This is a genomic window from Natrinema salifodinae, from assembly GCF_900110455.1.
Classification (GTDB): domain Archaea; phylum Halobacteriota; class Halobacteria; order Halobacteriales; family Natrialbaceae; genus Natrinema; species Natrinema salifodinae.
Genome location: NZ_FOIS01000003.1, coordinates 819,660 through 836,744, shown reverse-complemented (window position 1 = coordinate 836,744; position 17,085 = coordinate 819,660). Strand labels below are relative to the sequence as shown.

The 17,085-nt window shown below is 66.5% G+C and carries 17 protein-coding genes; 7 read left to right on the top strand and 10 right to left on the bottom strand.

The annotated features are described in order from the left end of the window. Positions 1 to 55 precede the first annotated feature (55 nt). Positions 56 to 427 carry a DUF5518 domain-containing protein gene (locus BMY29_RS14115; RefSeq protein ID WP_049991735.1) on the top strand — a complete coding sequence of 124 codons (372 nt, stop codon included), beginning with the start codon at positions 56 to 58 and terminating at the stop codon, positions 425 to 427. A gap of 37 nt (positions 428 to 464) precedes the next feature. On the opposite strand, the gene BMY29_RS21150 is transcribed toward BMY29_RS14115, so the two are convergent. From BMY29_RS21150 to BMY29_RS14085, 6 genes are all read right to left on the bottom strand, one after another. Next, entirely contained in the window at positions 465 to 3,890 is a 3,426-nt protein-coding gene (locus tag BMY29_RS21150; protein WP_074854769.1) for an MEDS domain-containing protein, read from the bottom strand. 264 nt (positions 3,891 to 4,154) lie between these two features. Beyond that, a complete protein-coding gene (locus BMY29_RS14105; protein ID WP_049990974.1) occupies positions 4,155 to 4,502 on the bottom strand; it encodes a four-helix bundle copper-binding protein in 348 nt (115 codons plus the stop codon). Positions 4,503 to 4,642: 140 nt separating this feature from the next. After that, positions 4,643 to 4,927 carry a phosphoribosyl-ATP diphosphatase gene (gene hisE, locus BMY29_RS14100; protein ID WP_049990973.1) on the bottom strand — a complete coding sequence of 95 codons (285 nt, stop codon included), beginning with the start codon at positions 4,925 to 4,927 and terminating at the stop codon, positions 4,643 to 4,645. After that, positions 4,928 to 5,395 (bottom strand): bifunctional nuclease family protein, encoded by a 468-nt coding sequence (locus tag BMY29_RS14095; protein WP_049990972.1) that lies wholly within the window; start codon positions 5,393 to 5,395, stop codon positions 4,928 to 4,930. A 95-nt stretch (positions 5,396 to 5,490) separates the two neighbouring features. Then, positions 5,491 to 6,108, bottom strand: coding sequence for a pyridoxal 5'-phosphate synthase glutaminase subunit PdxT (gene pdxT, locus BMY29_RS14090; RefSeq protein WP_049990971.1), 618 nt, complete (start codon positions 6,106 to 6,108; stop codon positions 5,491 to 5,493). Positions 6,109 to 6,524: 416 nt separating this feature from the next. Next, a complete protein-coding gene (locus BMY29_RS14085) occupies positions 6,525 to 6,686 on the bottom strand; it encodes a preprotein translocase subunit Sec61beta (RefSeq protein WP_049990970.1) in 162 nt (53 codons plus the stop codon). Between the two features lie 86 nt (positions 6,687 to 6,772). Here BMY29_RS14085 and BMY29_RS14080 point away from each other — a divergent pair, with 86 nt between their 5' ends. After that, a complete protein-coding gene (locus BMY29_RS14080; RefSeq protein ID WP_275041253.1) occupies positions 6,773 to 7,075 on the top strand; it encodes a thioredoxin family protein in 303 nt (100 codons plus the stop codon). 165 nt (positions 7,076 to 7,240) lie between these two features. Here the strand turns inward: BMY29_RS14080 and npdG are convergent, their stop codons facing one another. Then, a complete protein-coding gene (gene npdG, locus BMY29_RS14075) occupies positions 7,241 to 7,909 on the bottom strand; it encodes an NADPH-dependent F420 reductase (RefSeq protein ID WP_049990968.1) in 669 nt (222 codons plus the stop codon). A 159-nt stretch (positions 7,910 to 8,068) separates the two neighbouring features. Further along, positions 8,069 to 8,326: a hypothetical protein gene (locus BMY29_RS14070; protein WP_049990967.1), complete on the bottom strand. Its 258-nt coding sequence runs from the start codon at positions 8,324 to 8,326 to the stop codon at positions 8,069 to 8,071. Positions 8,327 to 8,458: 132 nt separating this feature from the next. Here BMY29_RS14070 and BMY29_RS14065 point away from each other — a divergent pair, with 132 nt between their 5' ends. Both BMY29_RS14065 and BMY29_RS14060 read left to right on the top strand, forming a co-directional pair. Further along, positions 8,459 to 9,268: a glycerophosphodiester phosphodiesterase gene (locus BMY29_RS14065; protein WP_049990966.1), complete on the top strand. Its 810-nt coding sequence runs from the start codon at positions 8,459 to 8,461 to the stop codon at positions 9,266 to 9,268. A 262-nt stretch (positions 9,269 to 9,530) separates the two neighbouring features. Next, positions 9,531 to 12,005 (top strand): cbb3-type cytochrome c oxidase subunit I, encoded by a 2,475-nt coding sequence (locus tag BMY29_RS14060; protein ID WP_049990982.1) that lies wholly within the window; start codon positions 9,531 to 9,533, stop codon positions 12,003 to 12,005. Positions 12,006 to 12,050: 45 nt separating this feature from the next. Here the strand turns inward: BMY29_RS14060 and BMY29_RS14055 are convergent, their stop codons facing one another. Then, on the bottom strand, positions 12,051 to 12,980 hold the full coding sequence (locus BMY29_RS14055; RefSeq protein WP_049990965.1) for an acetamidase/formamidase family protein: 930 nt from the start codon (positions 12,978 to 12,980) through the stop codon (positions 12,051 to 12,053). 158 nt (positions 12,981 to 13,138) lie between these two features. Here BMY29_RS14055 and BMY29_RS14050 point away from each other — a divergent pair, with 158 nt between their 5' ends. The 3 genes from BMY29_RS14050 to BMY29_RS14040 all read left to right on the top strand — a co-directional run bounded on the left by BMY29_RS14050 (position 13,139) and on the right by BMY29_RS14040 (position 16,123). After that, complete coding sequence (locus BMY29_RS14050; protein ID WP_049990964.1) at positions 13,139 to 13,912, top strand: Nif3-like dinuclear metal center hexameric protein; 774 nt, start codon at positions 13,139 to 13,141, stop codon at positions 13,910 to 13,912. Positions 13,913 to 14,154: 242 nt separating this feature from the next. Continuing rightward, complete coding sequence (locus BMY29_RS14045; RefSeq protein WP_049990963.1) at positions 14,155 to 14,982, top strand: hypothetical protein; 828 nt, start codon at positions 14,155 to 14,157, stop codon at positions 14,980 to 14,982. A gap of 70 nt (positions 14,983 to 15,052) precedes the next feature. Then, on the top strand, positions 15,053 to 16,123 hold the full coding sequence (locus BMY29_RS14040; protein WP_049990962.1) for a deoxyhypusine synthase: 1,071 nt from the start codon (positions 15,053 to 15,055) through the stop codon (positions 16,121 to 16,123). A gap of 30 nt (positions 16,124 to 16,153) precedes the next feature. Here BMY29_RS14040 and BMY29_RS14035 read toward each other — a convergent pair whose 3' ends face one another. Continuing rightward, positions 16,154 to 16,471: a nucleoside triphosphate pyrophosphohydrolase gene (locus tag BMY29_RS14035; protein ID WP_049990981.1), complete on the bottom strand. Its 318-nt coding sequence runs from the start codon at positions 16,469 to 16,471 to the stop codon at positions 16,154 to 16,156. Between the last annotated feature and the right edge of the window lie 614 nt (positions 16,472 to 17,085).

Below are 17,085 nucleotides of genomic sequence, written 5' to 3'. Positions count from 1 at the left end.
AAGGGCGTCCGTTGGCCGCCGTCAGCTTATCCCCGTCGCCATCGTACGTTCTGGTATGACAAACTGGCGCGCCGTCTTCGTTGGCTTCGTCGTCGCGACGGTCCTCGGAATCCTCGGGCTGGCCCTTCCGGGCGTCGGCCAGCTCGCGGCGGGGTTGGTCGGCGGCTTCGTCGCGGGCTACATGGGCGGCGGCGGGCTCGGAAGCGGCTTCTGGCACGGACTGCTCGCGGGCGCGCTCGGCGGGATCATCGGCGGCCTGCTCATCGGCGTCGCCGTCGGGATCGCCGGGCTCGCGCTCGGTCCCGTCGGCGGGGCGATCTCCGGGACGGTCGGTCTCGGCATCTTCGCTTTCGCCGCCGCCGTCTCGCTCGTCATGGCCCTCGAGAGCGCGGTCGCCGGCGCAGTCGGGGCTGCGCTCAGCGCCTGATCGGACGGGACCCGACCTGTGGAGGCGATCGAGTCGGTTACGATTCGCCCTCGGCCGGCGGCTGAAGCGTGAACGAGAACGTCGATCCCTCGCCCGACTCGGCGTCGACCCAGATCTCGCCGTCGTGGCGCTCGACGATCCGTTCACAGAGCGCCAGGCCGATGCCGGTGCCGTCGTACTCCTCGCGGCTGTGGAGGCGATCGAAGATGTCGAAGATGCGCTCCTGTTCGTCCGGCTCGATGCCGATCCCCTCGTCTTCGACCGAGATCACTCGCGTCCGGCCTCGGCTCCGACGCTCGGCGCTGACGTGGATCCGCGGTGGCTCGTCGCCGCTGTACTTGATCGCGTTCGACAGCAAGTTCTGGAATACCTGGCGCAACTGGCTGGCGTCGCCCCGGACCGGCGGGAGCGGGTCGGCGGTGATCTCGGCATCGGTCTCCTCGATCTGGACGCGGAGGTCCTCGCGGACGCTCTCGAACACGTCGTCGAGATCGACCGGTTCGAGCGGCTCGCCCCGGGTTTCGACCCGGGAGTACTGGAGTAAGCCGTCGATCATCTCGCGCATGCGATCGGCGCCGTCGACGGCGAACTCGAGGAACTCCTCCCCGTCGCCGTCGAGGTCGTCGCCGTACCGCCGCTCGAGGAGTTGGAGGTAACTCGAGACCATCCGCAGGGGCTCTTGCAGGTCGTGGGAGGCCGCGTAGGCGAACTGTTCGAGGCGCTTGTTGGACTCCTCGAGTCGTTCGTTGGACCGCTCGAGTCGCCGCTCGCGCTCGTCGCGCTCGAGTTCGTAGCTGAGCCACTGCCCGATCAGGTCCAGGAAGGCGTACTCGGCGTCGGAGAACTCCCGCTGCCGCGCGGTGCTGTCGGCGAAACACACCGATCCGTAAACGCCGTCGCCGTCGAGCACCCTGGTCCCGAGATAGCAGCCGAGCCCGTACTCCTCGTAGAGCGGATCGTCGTCCCAGCCGATCGCTTTGGTGTCTTCGACGCCGACCGGAACGTCGACCGTGATCGTCTGCTTACAGTAGTTGCCCGAATTGGCACACAGCGTCGCGACGCCCTCCTCCAGGTCGGTCCCTCGAGTCTTGACGACGCGGAACTCGTCGCCCTGCTTCTCGAGGAAGAAGCCCATGTCGAGGTCGAACCACTCGCGACCCAGATCGAGCAGTCGCTCGACCTTCTCGTCGAACGTGCGATCGCTGTCGGCGGTGATCTCGTACAGGCGCTCCTGGGAGCGCCTGTGTTCCCGTCGCTCGATCTCGTAGCCGACCCACTGGCCCATCAACTCGATGAACGTCCGCTCGGCGTCGGAGAACGGCCGGTCGCGCGACTCCGTACTGCCGAACCAGAGCGTCCCGTACGGTCCGGACCCGCTCGCGACCTTCGTCCCGAGGTATGTCGTCAGCCCGAATTCACGGAAGACCTCGTCGTCCGCCCAGTCGGTCTCGCTCGCGTCGGTCGTATCGACCGGCGCGTCGGCAGTGATCGCCTGGCGACAGAAACAACCCATCCCCGGATCGGTCCACAGTTCGTCGTCGGGATCGACGTCGAGGCCGATGCCCTTCTCCAGCCTGAACGCGCCGTCCCACGTGGGCAGGTGGTTCAGCCCGCCCATCTCGAGGCCGAACCGCTCGCGGCCGACCTCGAGCAGGCGTTCGAGCTTTTCCTCGAAGGAGAGTCCGGGGTCGGACGTGATCTCGTAGCTCTTCTGGAGGGACCGCCTGCGGCGGCGCTGGTCCAACTCGTGGCTCACCCACTGCCCCATCAGGTCGAGGAACGTCCGTTCGGCGTCCGAGAACGGGAGTTTGCGCGGTGACTCGGAACCGAAGCACAGCGTCCCGTACTCCTCGCCGCCGACGTGGACGGTCGTCGCGAAATAGGCGTCCAGCCCGAACCGTTCGTAGGCGTGGTCGTCGGTCCACCCGACCTCGGCGGCGTCGGTCACCGAGATCGGATCGGGCGACGCGAGCAGCTTCTCGCAGTACGTATTGCGGATCGAGTCGGTGACGCCGGCCCGAATCTTGTCGTGGTCGCCGACCGCGGCGACGACCTCGAACGCGCCGTCGTCGGTCTGGGTGAAGTACCCGATCTCGAGGCCGAACCGCTCGCTGCCCAGTTCGAGCAGCCGCTCGAGCTTCGCGTCGAACGACGCCTCAGGGTCGGCGATCGTCTCGTAGAGGTCCCGCAGGAGACGTTCGTGGTGGCGCCGTTCCAGCTCGTATTTCACCCACTCTCCCATCAACTGGAGGAAGGCTTGCTCCTTCTCTGAGACCGCGCCGTCGGACGGGTCGGAGGAGGTAAAGAAGAACGTCCGGTCGAGGTCGCCCTCGATCGGGATACAGGTGCCGAGGTACACCCGAACGTCCTGGGCGCGGTCGTCGCCTGGCGTCTCCGGAAGGCCGCCGGTGGCGGCCGAGAACTCGGTCGGTTTCGGGACGGTCGGGTCGTCTTCGATCACCTCGCGGCAGTAGGTGTCGGACAGCGGGATCTCCGTTCCCGGCTCCAGCTGTTCGTGGTCGCCGCTGATCGCTTCGATCCGGTACAGATCGGTCGCCGGGTCGACGCGAGCGATCCCGCCGACTTCGAGTCCGAACAGCTCGCGGCCGAACGCGAGGAGGTCGTCGACCTTTTCCTCGAACGTCCGGTGCGGATCCGAGACGATCGCGTACAGCTTCCGCTGGGCCCACTCGTCGGTCCGGAGGGTCGTTCGCGCCGAGGTTCGGTCGACCAGGGTCTGCAGTTTCCGTTCGTTGTCGCAGGCCGGTCTATCGGGGCCGAAGAACTCCGCGGGCGGCGTGTAGTAGACGTTGTGACAGACCGTGTCGTCGTAGATCAGGTAGGGATGGGTCTCGATGACGTCTTCGATAACCGACGGCGGGAGCCGGTCGCGGTTGTATTGACACAGCGCCATTCCCGCCTCGCCGTCGAAGAGTTCGTTCACGCGCGCTTCGCACGTCATGAACGCTTCCTGCGTCGCCTCGTCGCGAACGAGCCACGTCTCCTCGGCCGTCACGCGGAAGCCCTCGTACTCGGACTGGCCCTTCTCCATGGCGGCTTCGAGGAGCCCGTAGGCCTCGTCGACGTCGAACTCCCCGCCCTCGAGGTACGTCTCCTCGACGGAGCGCAGCGAGAGTCGGCCGTCGTCGAGCGCGGCGTCGACGTCGACGCCGCTGGATCGCAGCGCCTCGAGTACGTCCGCTCGAGTGTTTTCGGCGTAGATGTACAGACAGTGCTCACCGCGCTCGAGGCCCTGCCGGACGTAGGGGACGACCGTCGCGAACTGCTCCGCCCGACGCTCGTAGATGAGCGCGAAGTGGTCGGGTTCCTCGTGTCCGCCAGGCGATTCGACGGGACCGCTACCGCTGGGGAGATGGGGGTCGCCGGATCGCTCCTCGCGGGGGCCGAATTCGCCTTCGATCACCGCCTCCTCGATACCGGAGTCCTGTCTCATATCGCTCATAGCGTATTCGATAGATGGGGGAGTCCCGTCTCCACCCGATAGACAAGCGACGGCTCACGTCGACGGCCGGGGCGGTCGGATTCGGGGCTGAGACGCCGAGTTCCGACCGATTCCTCCCGATCGCCCCGCTCGACGCGCGTCGCTCGAATCGTGTCCCAACGATACCTATCCACGCGTAAAAGCGCGCCGATCACGGTGCTGACAACTTCGAGAAACGGTGCCGACCGCGGACGCGCCACCGTGACCGCGATCGCCGTGCGCGTCTTAGCTCGACGCCATCTCGCGACAGCTCTCGGCGCACTTCGGCAGGATCTCGGCGCAGGCCTGGCAGTGGTCGTGGTCGTGCTGTTCGCACTCCTCGGCGCACTCCTCGCAGAGGTCGGCGCAGATCGCGGCCAGTTCGCGGTGGTACCCCGAGTTGCGAGCCATCCACCTGGCGTGCAGCGACGTGACGTCGGCCACGTCACGACAGAGCCGGATGCACCGGGCCATGTCCTCGCCCTCGCCCGCGCAGGCGTCGGCACACCACTCGCAGACCTGAGCGGCCTCGAGACAGTTGTCGATACACTCCTGCATGTGGTCGTCCGCGTGTTCGAGTTGTTGGAGCGCCATCGATCGATCGTTCACTAGCCGGCGGGTTCAAAACACTCGCGGCGACTGCAAGGGCGGCTGGCGGCGCTTTCGATCCGGTCGATCGCCGCTTTTGACGTTCGAACGCGGATCGACGGTCTGCTGACCGGCGTCGACCGCGCTCAGCGCCGCGCCTCGAGTTCCGCCTCGAGGTCCGCGACGTCCATGTCCTTCATCGCGAGCAGCACGAGCAGGTGGTAGACGATGTCGGCGCCCTCGTGGGCGATCTCCTCGCGGTCGTCCTCTTTCGCGGCGAGGACGAGTTCGGTCGTCTCCTCGCCGAGTTTCTCGAGCACCGCGTTCTCGCCCTTCTCGTGGGTGAACAGGGAGGCGGTGTAGGAGTCCTCGGGCAGTCGGTCCTTCCGATCTTCGATGACGGCGAACAGCTCGTCGAGCGTCTCGTCCATTTATAGGTCACCGGATACGTCGCGGATGTCTTCGAGTTCCGCGAACTTCCCGCTGTCGTCTCGGCCGTCCGCGAAGACCTCCTCGGTGACCTCGATCGACGCGTTCGTCCGGGCGGCCAGCGCCAGCGAGTCGCTCGGCCTGGCGTCGACGATCGTCTCGCCGCGGGGCGTCTCGAGGTGGAGATCGGCGATGTAGGTCCCGCCCTGCCCGCCGTCGCGCTGCTCGATCTCGCTGACGACGACGCGGTCGATCCGACTACCCAGTTCCTCCATCACGTCCAGCAGGAGGTCGTGGGTCAGCGGCCGCCCGATATCCTCGGCCTCGAGCCCGCGGGCGATGCTGGTCGCCTCGTTGAATCCGATGAAGATCGGCACGACGTCGTCCTCGCCGTCGATCGCGAGGACGACCACCGGGACCGGCCCCTGGGGGGTCCCCGCGACGCGCACCGCGTCGATAGATGCCTGCATACCCTGACCGTCGGCTGCGAGGGAGAAAACATGTCCGGTCGCGAATGCATGCACGGCCAGCGTCGGTCCCGTCGACCGCAGCCGACCGCCGCCGGCTATCGCGCGTCCTCGACGGCCGGCACCGCGGCCGCCTGGTTCTCGAAGAAGGCCAGGCCGTGGATCCGACTGTCCGGGGTCAGTTCGGGGTGGAAGGCGGTGCCGACGACCGGCCCGTCCCGGACCGCGACCGGGCGGTCGTCCCAGGTCGCGAGCACGTCGGCGTCGCCGACCGAATCGATCGCGGGCGCGCGGATGAACACCGCGGGGTACGGTTCGTCGAGTCCCGCGACGTCCAGCGGCGCCTCGAAGCTGTCCTTCTGTCGGCCGAAGGCGTTGCGCTCGACGCCGACGTCGATCAGGCCGAGGTCGTCGACCCGATCGTCGTTCGGATCGCTCGAGGCGACGATCAGTCCCGCACACGTCGCGAGCAGCGGCTTGCCGGCGGCGACGTGGTCTCGGATCTCGGGTGCGATCCCCTCGCTGTGAACCAGGCGGGAGATGGTCGTCGACTCGCCGCCCGGCATCGCGAGCAAGTCGCAGTCGGGGACGATCCCCGACTCGCGGATCTCGTGGACGGTGACCGCGTGGTCGCGGGCCGCCGCCGCTCGTTCGATCGCGGCCGCGTGTTCCTCGACGTCGCCCTGGACCGCGACGACGCCTGCAGTCAGTGACATGGCCGCGGGTACGAACGGTTCGTTCAAAAAGGTCGCGTCACCGGCTCCCGGGTCCCCGTCCCCGGATCGGCGGACCGGAGCGTACGCGTCGAACGGGGTCGGATCACCGCCAGGGGAGGTCGTTCTCGACGACGGTGATCGCGAACGTTTCCGTCGTCGACCCCTCGGCGGTCGAGGACGCCGTTATCGATTCCGCGTTCTCCGTCACGAGCCCGTTCTCGGAGTCGTCGGATGCGCCAGACGCACGGTCGAAGCTCGCGTGTCCCCGCTACGATCTTATGCGTTCGCCACGGTGAAATCGCGCTGTGACTGTGCGGACGGATCGCGTCGCTCGCAGACGGGTGATCGAGGGAGAAGTCCGACAGTGCTGCCGCTACTCGGGACGATTCTGGGAGAAGTGGACTGCGGTCGGCTCGTTACGAGACGAACGTCAGTAGCTGGACCAGCACGCCCAGCATGACGCCGAACGCGATGACCGTCTTGGGGTCGATACGGATGGCGTTCGAGTCCTCGGAGTCGAAGTACCGGACGAGCCCGGCACTGGACATCAGCCCACCGGTGTTCTGTCCTCTGTCCATATCCCCTTCTACGGGGCCCCGGAACTAAACCTTTCGACCGGTCCGCGTCGCCGATGACGGCAATCGATTGGGAGTGGGAAACCCTTATGCGCGCCGCGAGGCAACTATCGATGAACCACATGACTGTCACACTCAAGGACTTCTACGCTGACTGGTGTGGCCCCTGCAAGACTCAGGACCCGATCCTCGAAGAGCTCGAGGAGGACTGGGAGGGCCGATTCGAGGTCGAGAAGGTCAACGTCGACGAACAGCAGGACGTCGCCAACGAGTACCAGGTTCGATCGCTGCCGACGCTCGTCATCGAGAACGACGACGGCATCGTCGAGCGCTTCGTCGGCGTCACCCAGCGCGACGACATCGAGGACGCCCTCGAGTCGGCCGGCGCGTAACTCGACTGCAACGGCCGAACCAGTCACGTTTCTCTCGCAGCCCGCAGTTGCGTAGTCGCCGGTAGTTCGTCCCGCGTAGCGGAAACTCCATCACCGCGATCGCAGCGAGTTCGAAAACAGCCGACTGCACGTCGTCCGTCGTCGGTTCGGTCTCCGTCGGCGACGTCAGATCCACTTGACGCCGACGTCGTGCATGTCCTCGTTGTACTTCGCGATGTTGATGACCAGCGGCGTGACGCTCTCGACCTCCGCGGCGTTGGCGAGCGGTCCGACGTCGAGCGCGCGCAGCCCCTCGATCTCGTTAGCCAACGTCAGCACGGTGTCTTTCGCGTCGTCGTCGTCAGCCACGACGAGCGTGTCCAGATCGAGTTCGTTATCGAGGTCCGCCAGCGCGTCGGCGGCCAGGTTGTGGAACGCGCCGACGACCGGGACCGCGTCGGGAGCGCGCTGCGCCACGAGTTCGGTGACGCTGCCGGCCGACGGCGGGTGGTAGTGGAGGCCGTCCTCGTCGCCCTGCATGCCGACCGCGGGGGTGACCAGGACCGTATCTTCGTCGAGGCTGTCGGCGACCGCGTCGACGGTGTCGCCGGCGTAGTACGGCGGGACGCTGAGGACGACGACGTCGGCGCGGTCGGCCGCCATCTCGTTCGCGAAGCCCTTGACGTCGGCCTCGGCGCCGCGCTCGTCGAGTTCGTCCTCGTAGTCCGCGACGGCGTCGCGGGCCTTCTCGGGGTCCCGCGAGCCGATGAGGATCTCGTGGCCCGTATCGCGCGCAAACCGCAGGGCGAGTCCTTCGCCGATATCGCCGGTGCCGCCCAGTAGTGCAATTCGCATACGAACGTCTCCGAACGGCTCCGGAATAAAAGGGCCGGAGCGTGGCCGATATCGCCGGTTCTCGGTCGAACCCGAGCCGATCGGACCACCGTCTCGGGTCGAGGCGCGCTCGCGTCGGCCGATTCGCTCGCACAGACCACACCGCCTCCAGAACCCCCGTTACGGCGCGTCGTCTTCGGACGGATTCATCGCCGCACCGAGTCCGCTGTCGTAGGCGTCCCGCTCTTTCACCTCGCGGATCCGCTGGTCGAGCCGATTTTCCAGCGCCTGGCGTTGCTCCTCGTCGACGTTCGGATCGCTCGCCAGATCGCGGAGGTCCTGCCGGGCGGTCCGCAACACGGAGACGGCCTCCTCGGTCTCTAACTCGGCCGCGCGATCGAGGGCCCGTTCGACGTCCGCGAGCGTGGTGTCGGTCATCGCCGGTGGGTTCGACGGGCCGACGGATCAAAGACGGGCCGGGAAACGCCACGTCCGCGTCCCTGGTACTCTGTCGTCCCGCCGCGTCGCCGCGACCCAAGTCTCCATTACCGGGCCGGTCGTCGCTCCGGTATGGCCCGTCCCGCCGTCATCGCCCACCGCGGCTACGCCGCTATCGCGCCGGAAAACACCGTCATCGCGGCCGAACGCGCGGCCGAGCGCGACGAGACCGCGATGATCGAGATCGACGTCCGGCCGGCCGCCTGCGGAACGCCGGTGGTCGTCCACGACGAGCGTCTCGACGGGACCCGAGACGGCTGGCCGCTCACCGACGCCGCGGGGCTCGTCCGAGCGACGTCGCTCGAGGAGTTGCGGGAGACGCGGGTATTGGGAACCGACGCGACGATCCCGACGCTTTCCGACCTGTTCGCGGCCGTTCCCGAGACGGTCGGCGTCAACGTCGAACTGAAGAATCCCGGGCGGGCGGACCTGCGCGTCGGCGAAGCGCTATCCGAAGACGAGCGCGACCGACGGCGGGACGCCTGGCGACCGTTCGTCGAGCGGGTCATCGACGACTGCGAGGCTTTCGGCGGCGAGGTGCTGTTCTCGTCGTTCTGCGAGGGCGCGATCGCGGCCCTTCGCGACGTTACGGCTCGGTACGCCGCCGCGCCGTTGCTCCGGGACGATCCCGAGGCGGGGCTCGAAATCGCGCGCCGCTACGACTGCGAGGCGATCCACCCGCCGCGGACCGCGATCGGCGACGCGGGAGTCGACGGGACGGGCATAGTCGAGTCGGCCCACGAGGAAGGGCGGACGGTCAACGCCTGGACCGCCACGACCTGGGTACAGTTCGAGCGGCTCGCGGCGGCCGGCGTCGACGGCGTCATCGTCGATTTCCCGGGGGTGACGGGCACGGGTACTCGTCGAACGCCCGGTAAATAGCCCGATTCTCGGAACGACTCGAAAGGCGCCGAAATACCCGGCAACAGGCTCTGTAGTGAGCGTTTTACCTTCCGATTCGAATCGGCGCCGGACAAGTACTGCCTGCAAATGCGCCGCACACCTTGATACGCCGATCGAGTCGTAGTGAGTGGTAGTATTATGGATCCCGTCTCGTATCGGCGTATCAGTCGCAGCGAGCGTTTCGAGGGTGTGGACGGCCCGATGGCGATTCGAGCCGCTGTCGAGTCGGGGGGTGAGCGCCGTGAGTGAACTGCCGCCGCGGACGACCGTCAAGCGGTGGCTGGTCACGACCAACCACAAGGACGTCGGGATCCTCTACCTCGCGACCGCGATCTTCTTCCTGCTGTTCGGCGGCATCTTGGCGCTGCTATTTCGCACGCACATGTGGGAATCCGGCGGGATCGGCCTGCTCGAGAACCAGGAGTTCAACCAGTCGGTCACGAACCACGGCCTCCTGATGGTGTTCTGGTATCTCTCGCCGTTCGCGTTCGGATTCGCGAACTACCTGGTCCCGCTCCAGATCGGGGCGAAAGACCTCTCGTTCCCGCGACTGAACGCCATGAGTTACTGGTTCTATCTCTTCTCCGGGATCCTGGTCGGCATCGCGTTCTTCCAGGGGCGGGCCTTCGCCGGCGGCTGGTACATGTATGCGCCGCTGAACGTGCCGATGTACAATACGGCGATGGCGGCGACGGCCGGCGGGAACCTGACGATCCTCGCTTTGATCCTGTTCGTCATGTCGACGACGATCGCGACGGTCAACTTCCTCACGACGATCCACTACGAGCGCGCGGAAGGGTTGGGTCTGTGGAACATGCCGCTGTTCACGTGGTCGATCCTGCTAACGGTCTGGATGATGCTGTTCGCGTTCGCGGCGCTGCTGGCCGCGTTGCTCTTGCTGACTAGCGATCGGATCTTACTGACGCAGTATTATGCGACCGACCAGGGGTCGAGCCTGCTGTGGGCCCACCTCTTCTGGTTCTTCGGCCATCCGGAGGTGTACATCGTCTTCTTCCCGGCGCTCGGGGTGCTGTTCGAAACGTTCCAGACCTTCTGCGGTCGCCGCCTGGTCGGCCGGAAGTGGGTCATCATCGCGATGGTGCTGGTCGCAGTCCAGTCGTTCCTCGTCTGGGCCCACCACATGTTCCTGACGACGATCAACCTCCCGATCAAGACGCTGTTCATGGCGACGACGATCGGGATCTCGTTGCCGTTCGACCTGATGGTGTTCTCGCTGATCTATACGATGGTCAAAGGCAGGGTGCGCTTTACCACCCCCTTCCTGTGGAGCTTGGGGACGTTGGTGATCTTCATCATTGGCGGCATCACCGGGGTTTTCCTCGGCGCTGTCGTGCTCGACTACGAGTTCCGAGGCTCCTACTGGGTCGTCGCGCACTTCCACTACGTGATGGTCGCCGGTTCGACGGCGCTGGTCGGAGCCATCTACTACTGGTGGCCCAAGATCACCGGCAAGATGTTCGACGAGACGCTCGGCAAACTCCACTTCGCCGTCTACTTCGTCGGCTTCAATCTGCTGTACTTCCCGATGTTCCTCGCCTGGGAGACGCCCCGTCGCGTCTTCCACTTCCCGCCGGAGTACACGCTCTACCACCGGCTGGCGACCGCCGGCGCGTTCGTCCTCGCCGCGTCGTATCTCATCATGTTCTACGCGCTCGGCAAGAGCTGGCTCTCCGGTCCCGACGCGCCTAACAACCCGTGGGAGTACTCGCGGACCGCGGAGTGGGCGACGACCTCGCCGCCGCCGCTGGAGAACTGGCCGAACCGGCCCAGCTACGCCAGCGGCAAACTCGAGTTCGTCGACGACTCGGCCGCGACCGACGGCGGGGCCGCCCACGCCCGCGACGCCCGCGAGCGAACGGGCCAGGCCGTCGCGACCGAGGCGGAACACGAGGATCACGCGAGCATCTGGCCGTTCGGCATCGGGGTCGGGATGTTCTTCTCGTTCCTCGGGCTCTCAGGGGTCACCCCGTGGGTCGCGGAGTTCGCGACGGCACGGGGAGCCGAGATACAGGAGACCGGCTCGACCGACCTCGTGCATCCGGCGCTGTTGCTCCTCGGCGTCGCGATTCTGGGGTATACGCTCTTCGAGTACGGCCGCGAGCGGTTCCACGCGCCCGAGTTAGCCGTGGCCGAGCGCTGGCCGTTCGAGGGCGTCGGCGGGACGAAACTCGGCGTCTGGTTCTTCCTGGCGTCAGACGTGGTCGTCTTCGGGGCCGCCATCGGCGCGTACATCTTCATGCGGCTCCACGAGGGCTGGGGGGAGTTCGAGACCGTGCCGCCCTCGGAGCTCGTCGGCCTGGTCAACACCTACGTCCTGTTGACCTCGAGTTTCACCGTCGTCCTCGCCCTGGTGATGGCCGAACGTGGGAACAAGCGCGGCCTGTTGGGATCGCTGGGCGCCACGGTAGCGCTCGGCCTGACGTTCCTCGGCGTCAAGGGCTGGGAGTGGAGCCAGGAGTTCGCCCACGGCATCTACTGGTTCACCGAACTCCACTACTCGCTGTACTTCGTGACGACGGGTCTGCACGCGTTCCATGTCATCCTCGGCCTGCTTATCGCGGGGTTCATGATCTACCGAGTCTTGACCATCGACGCCTATCTGCAGGACGACCGGCCGGTCGAGTATTTCGGCCTCTACTGGCACTTCGTCGACATCGTCTGGGTGTTCCTGTTCCCGCTGTTCTACCTGATGTAGGGCGGAGGGCGGCTTTCCTCGCCCGCTCGGCTCTCTATTCGCGGCTCAGAATGGCGACGGGAGATAGTCCTTCGGAATTGCGTTCCTGACCGTCACCAGCGGATCGACCACCTGGCTGATCTCCAGCCCGCCGGCGAGACTCGAGAACAGGTAGGCGTCGGTGTCGTCGAACCCGTGTGCCGCAGCCAGCAGGTCGACCGCGTCCCGGTTCGCGAGCTCGCAGGCCGCCTCGAGCGTCTCCGCGCTCGCCACGGTCTTCCAGGCGTCGTCGGTCTCGATCAGCGGGCGCGCCAGGCCGACGTCAGTCGCGGCCCCGTCGATCACCTCGAGGGTGACGTCGATTTCGGTGCCGATCTCCGCGCCAGTCCCGCACATCTCGCCGTCGGCCATGGCGGCCTTGCAGTCGCCCATCGCGAGCATCGCTCCCGCCTGAAAGACGGGGAAGTAGATCGCGTTCCCGCCGGTCACGTCCGTCGTGTCGAGATTGCCGCCGTGGTCGTGCGGAACGAGCGTCGTGTACGACTCCGCGGCCGGCGCGACGCCGATCGTGCCGACGACGGGTTCGACCGGGACCGCGAGGTCGTCGAACGCGATCGTTGCCTTCTCTCCCTCGCCGCCGTCGTCGACCGGCGTCATGCGGGTCCGCGGGGCCTCGATCCCCTCGTCGCCGTCGAGCAGGCCGAACCCGTCGATGGTGATGACGCGCCCCTGGTCCTCGGTGAGGCGGATCTCCTCGATCTCGACGCGGAGCGCGTCGCCTGGTTCGGCGCCCTCGACGGCGATCGGTCCCGTCGCGGCGTTGACCTCCTCGGGCACCGATTCGATTACGTCCGCCTCGGACTGGACCGCACCGTCGAGACTGTCTCGCGTTTCGATCGTCAGTTCCGCGCCCGATTCGACCGTTTCGACCCCCTCGAGATCGGGCGCGAACTCGTAGACGACGCCGTCCTTGTGAGTGATAGTCTGACGCGACATACGAGTCCCTTTCGGCGGGAGGGTGGTAAATCGATCCCTCCGAGCGCTCGGGTCGCGGTCGCGGCGACTCGACTGCGGCTCTCGGTGCCGGGCCGGATCGACGACCGTAAGCATACTGCCCTTCGGCCGAATAGCCCCGACCGCAAACGACCATGTCCATGGATCTCGCCGAATTCACCGACCGACTCGACGCGGAGCTACGCCACGACGACTACGCCGACCTCGACGCCAGCGAGAACGGGCTCCAGGTCGGCCCGGACCGAGCGGAGATCGATCACGTCGCCTTCGCCGTCGACGGCGTCCGGGAGACGGTCGACCGCGCGGTCGAGGCCGGCGCGGACGCCCTCGTCGTCCACCACGGCATCTCCTGGGGCGGGATCGACCGCGTGACGGGCCGGACCTACGACCGGATCGCGCCCTTGATCGAGAACGATCTGGCGCTGTACGTCTCCCACCTCCCGCTGGACGGCCACCAGGACCTGGGCAACGCCGCCGGCGTTGCCGACGTGCTCGACCTCGCGGATCGAGCGCCCTTCGGCGAACTCGGCCCCGAGTACATCGGCCAGCGCGGGACGGCGACCGAGCCCTACGCGCCCGACGGCCTCCGCGACCGTCTCGATTCGACCCTCGAGACGGGCGGCCAGGCGGCCCGGGTGCTCGACTTCGGCCCCGACGAGATCGAGGACGTGGCGATCGTCACCGGCAGCGGCGCCGACTGGCTCGACGAGGCCGTCGCGGCCGACGTCGACGCACTGGTGACCGGCGAGGGCAAACAGAAGGTCTACCACGAAGCGCAGGAGGCGGACATCAACGTCGTCCTCGCCGGCCACTACGCCACCGAGACGTTCGGCGTCCGGTCGCTGCAGGAGCTGGTCGCCGAGTGGGACGACGATCTCGAAACGACCTACATCGAGGTTCCCACGGGACTCTGAGACCGCTCGCGGCCGGGTACCGGAGGGTGGCGGACGGTCTTCGACACCGGACCGGTCGCGCGCTCGATCGAATCGTGCCAGTCGACCAGGCACCACCTACCGACGGTTTCGCTACCGAAAACTGTCGCCTCGACGACGACGGATATTCGCTCATTTCGACAATCGGAGGATAACAATAGCCGCCGCCGTCCGATCGACGACTACCTCTCGGACCTGATCCGGGGGCACCCACACCCACACTCATGCCCAACGACAACGACACCGACGAGTCACGGACGCGGCGGGACTGGTTGCGTACCCTCTCGGCGACCGGCGCGGTCGCGGGCGGCGGCATCTTCGGTCTCGGGACGTCGAGTGCGAGCGCGGCCGCCTGGCCGGGCGACCGCGGCCCGGGCGGAGTCGAGCCGGAACTGATCGGGCTCGAAGCGGTCTGTCTCGACGCGGATCGCGACACGGCGCTGTTCCGGGCGATCAACGACGGTGACGGGCCGGCGCTTCTCGAGTGGACCGCGTCGCCCGTCGAGGACGGGATCGCGTATCTCGACTGCCAGCGGGTCCGCGTCGTCGGCGACTTCGCCGAAGTGATGGTTCAGGCCGTGTTCGATACCGAAAGCGGCGTCGGCGACATGTACTGGGACTTCGGCGCGGTCGACGGGTCCGCCGTCTTCGACGTCGCCGACGTCGACGATATCCCGGAGGACGCGATCGTCGGAAGCGTCGACGCGTTCCGGGACGGGACGCCCGTCGTTCCCGGCGGCGGCGATATCTCGAAAACGAATCCGACGTACGAAGCGTGTCAGGAGGAGTTCTTCGGCGAGATCATCGACGACGGCGCGGCGCGGAGCGGCTCCGATACGTCGGCGTCCGGCGGACTCGAATCCGAGGGCGACGGCGCGACCGGCCCCAACACCCTCGCCGTCCCGCCGAACGGGACGCGCTGTTTCACCGTCGCTGCGACGGACGGGCTCGCGACCGTCGATCTCTGCGACGACGGCGAGGTGCTGGCCACCGCCTCGAGCGGGGCGGCGGAGCCGTGTTCGGGCCCGATCCGGTGGAACTGCTACCGGTGACGGCATTCGGACGCGGCCCCGTGCGAACGAGACCGCGACGTTCAAACCGGTGGCTCGCGGATGCGGTGACATGAGCGACGAGCACGACCACGGGAGCGACGCCGACGGCGAGGACGCGGAGCAGGGCCACCACGAACCCGACAGAGAGACGTTTTCTCACGACCCGATCGGCCACGCCGAGGTCCGGGCCGGCATGACCGTCGGCGAACTCGCCGACGAGTACGGCAACGCCGGCGTCGGCGCGGCCGACCTCCACGAGGCTGTCGACGTCACCGAATCGATGTTCGACGACGACGTCACGGTCTTCTTCAGCCTGGCGGGCGCGATGGTGCCGACGGGGATGCGTCGGATCGTCGCGGACCTGATCCGAGACGGCCACATCGACGTACTCGTGACGACGGGTGCGAACCTCACCCACGACGCCATCGAGGCCATCGGCGGGAAACACCACCACGGCGAGGTCCACGCCGAGGGCAAAACGGAGCGCGAACACGACGAGACGCTCCGGGACGAGGGCGTCGACCGGATCTACAACGTCTACCTGCCCCAGGAGTTCTTCGCGACCTTCGAGTCGCACCTGCGCGACGAGGTGTTCCCGGTCCTCGAGGAAGAGTCCGCGGAGGACGGTCCGGTCTCGATTCAACGACTCACCGAGGAACTCGGGCGGGCCAACGCCGAGGTCAACGAGCGCGACGACGTCGACGAGGGCCCCGGCATCGCCGCCGCGGCCTACGAGAACGACGTGCCGATCTACTGTCCGGCCGTCCAGGACTCCGTGCTCGGGCTGCAGGCCTGGATGTACTCCCAGACCTCGCCGTTCTCGCTGGACGCCTTAGCGGACATGACGCCGCTGACCGACATCGCCTTCGAGGCCGAGGAGGCCGGCGCGTTCGTCGTCGGCGGCGGCGTGCCGAAGAACTTCACCCTCCAGACGATGCTGGTCACGCCCGACGCCTACGACTACGCCGTCCAGCTGACGATGGACCCCAAGCAGACGGGGGGCCTCTCCGGCGCGACGCTCGACGAGGCCCGCTCGTGGGGCAAACTCGAGAAGGACGCCGACAACGTCTCGGTCTACGGCGACGCGACGATTTCGCTCCCGCTGGTGGTCGCAGCGGCGCTCGAGCGACTCGAGGAGTAGGCGAGTCGCGACGACCGTTATCGGCCGACGCTACGACTCGACGTGCTCGAGGACGATTCGATCCGAAAATCCGCCTCTCGATTCGGCTTTCCGATCCCGGAGTTCCTGCAGTTCTCGCTCGGAAAGTCCCTCGAACTCCCGAATCACGCGGACGACTTCCAGAATGTCGGCCAACTCTTCGTGTTCTCGGCTCGCTGCGTACTCGTCGACCTCTTCCCGGAGTTTCTCGAGGAGATACGACTCGTATTCGTCGTCGTCGCTCGCGGTTCGAACGACGGGAACCTCCCCGTTTCGCTTGATGACTGCTGGAATGTCGTCGCGGACAAGTTTGTCGTATTCTCGCGTCACAGTCTGCATTCCGAGAGCGAATTAGTGAACGTTGGCCCTGCTGAACCCCGCAATGAATGCCACGTTCTACGCCTCAGCGGACGGCGGTCTTTCCGTACTGGATAAACAACCGAAAATATTTAGAAAGCGGCTTGAACGAATTGTCGATGGGAAAGGCACTACGAATCGCCCGCGAGATCGAATTACTATCTTCCTCGGTGTGAAGCGGAAGATTCCCGGTCGTGCTTGCAGGAACGGACCCCGCGGGTAGTTGTACACGGGCAAAGGTTCAACCTTCTCGTTGCTGTAGTTCGCTCGCCATGAGTAACGCTCCGGGGCGTTTGACGGATCGGGTGACCGAGTTTGTCCAACGACTACGTGACGGGACACAGCGCGCTGAGACGAAGGAATCCGGACGGGTTCCATCAATCGTCAAGACCGGTGCTCGAGACGGAATTCCTGCAATTGTGGCTGGTGCGCTGTTGCTCTGGCGCGCAGTTCGATCGACGCGTCACGGCTCTTTCAAAGCGGTGGCTCAGGTAGCTCTCGGAATCGTCGTATTCTGCATTGGAGTGCGTCAACGCCGTTTAGATACGACTAGAACGTCCTCGGAAGAGAATGCCGTGGGTGGTGTC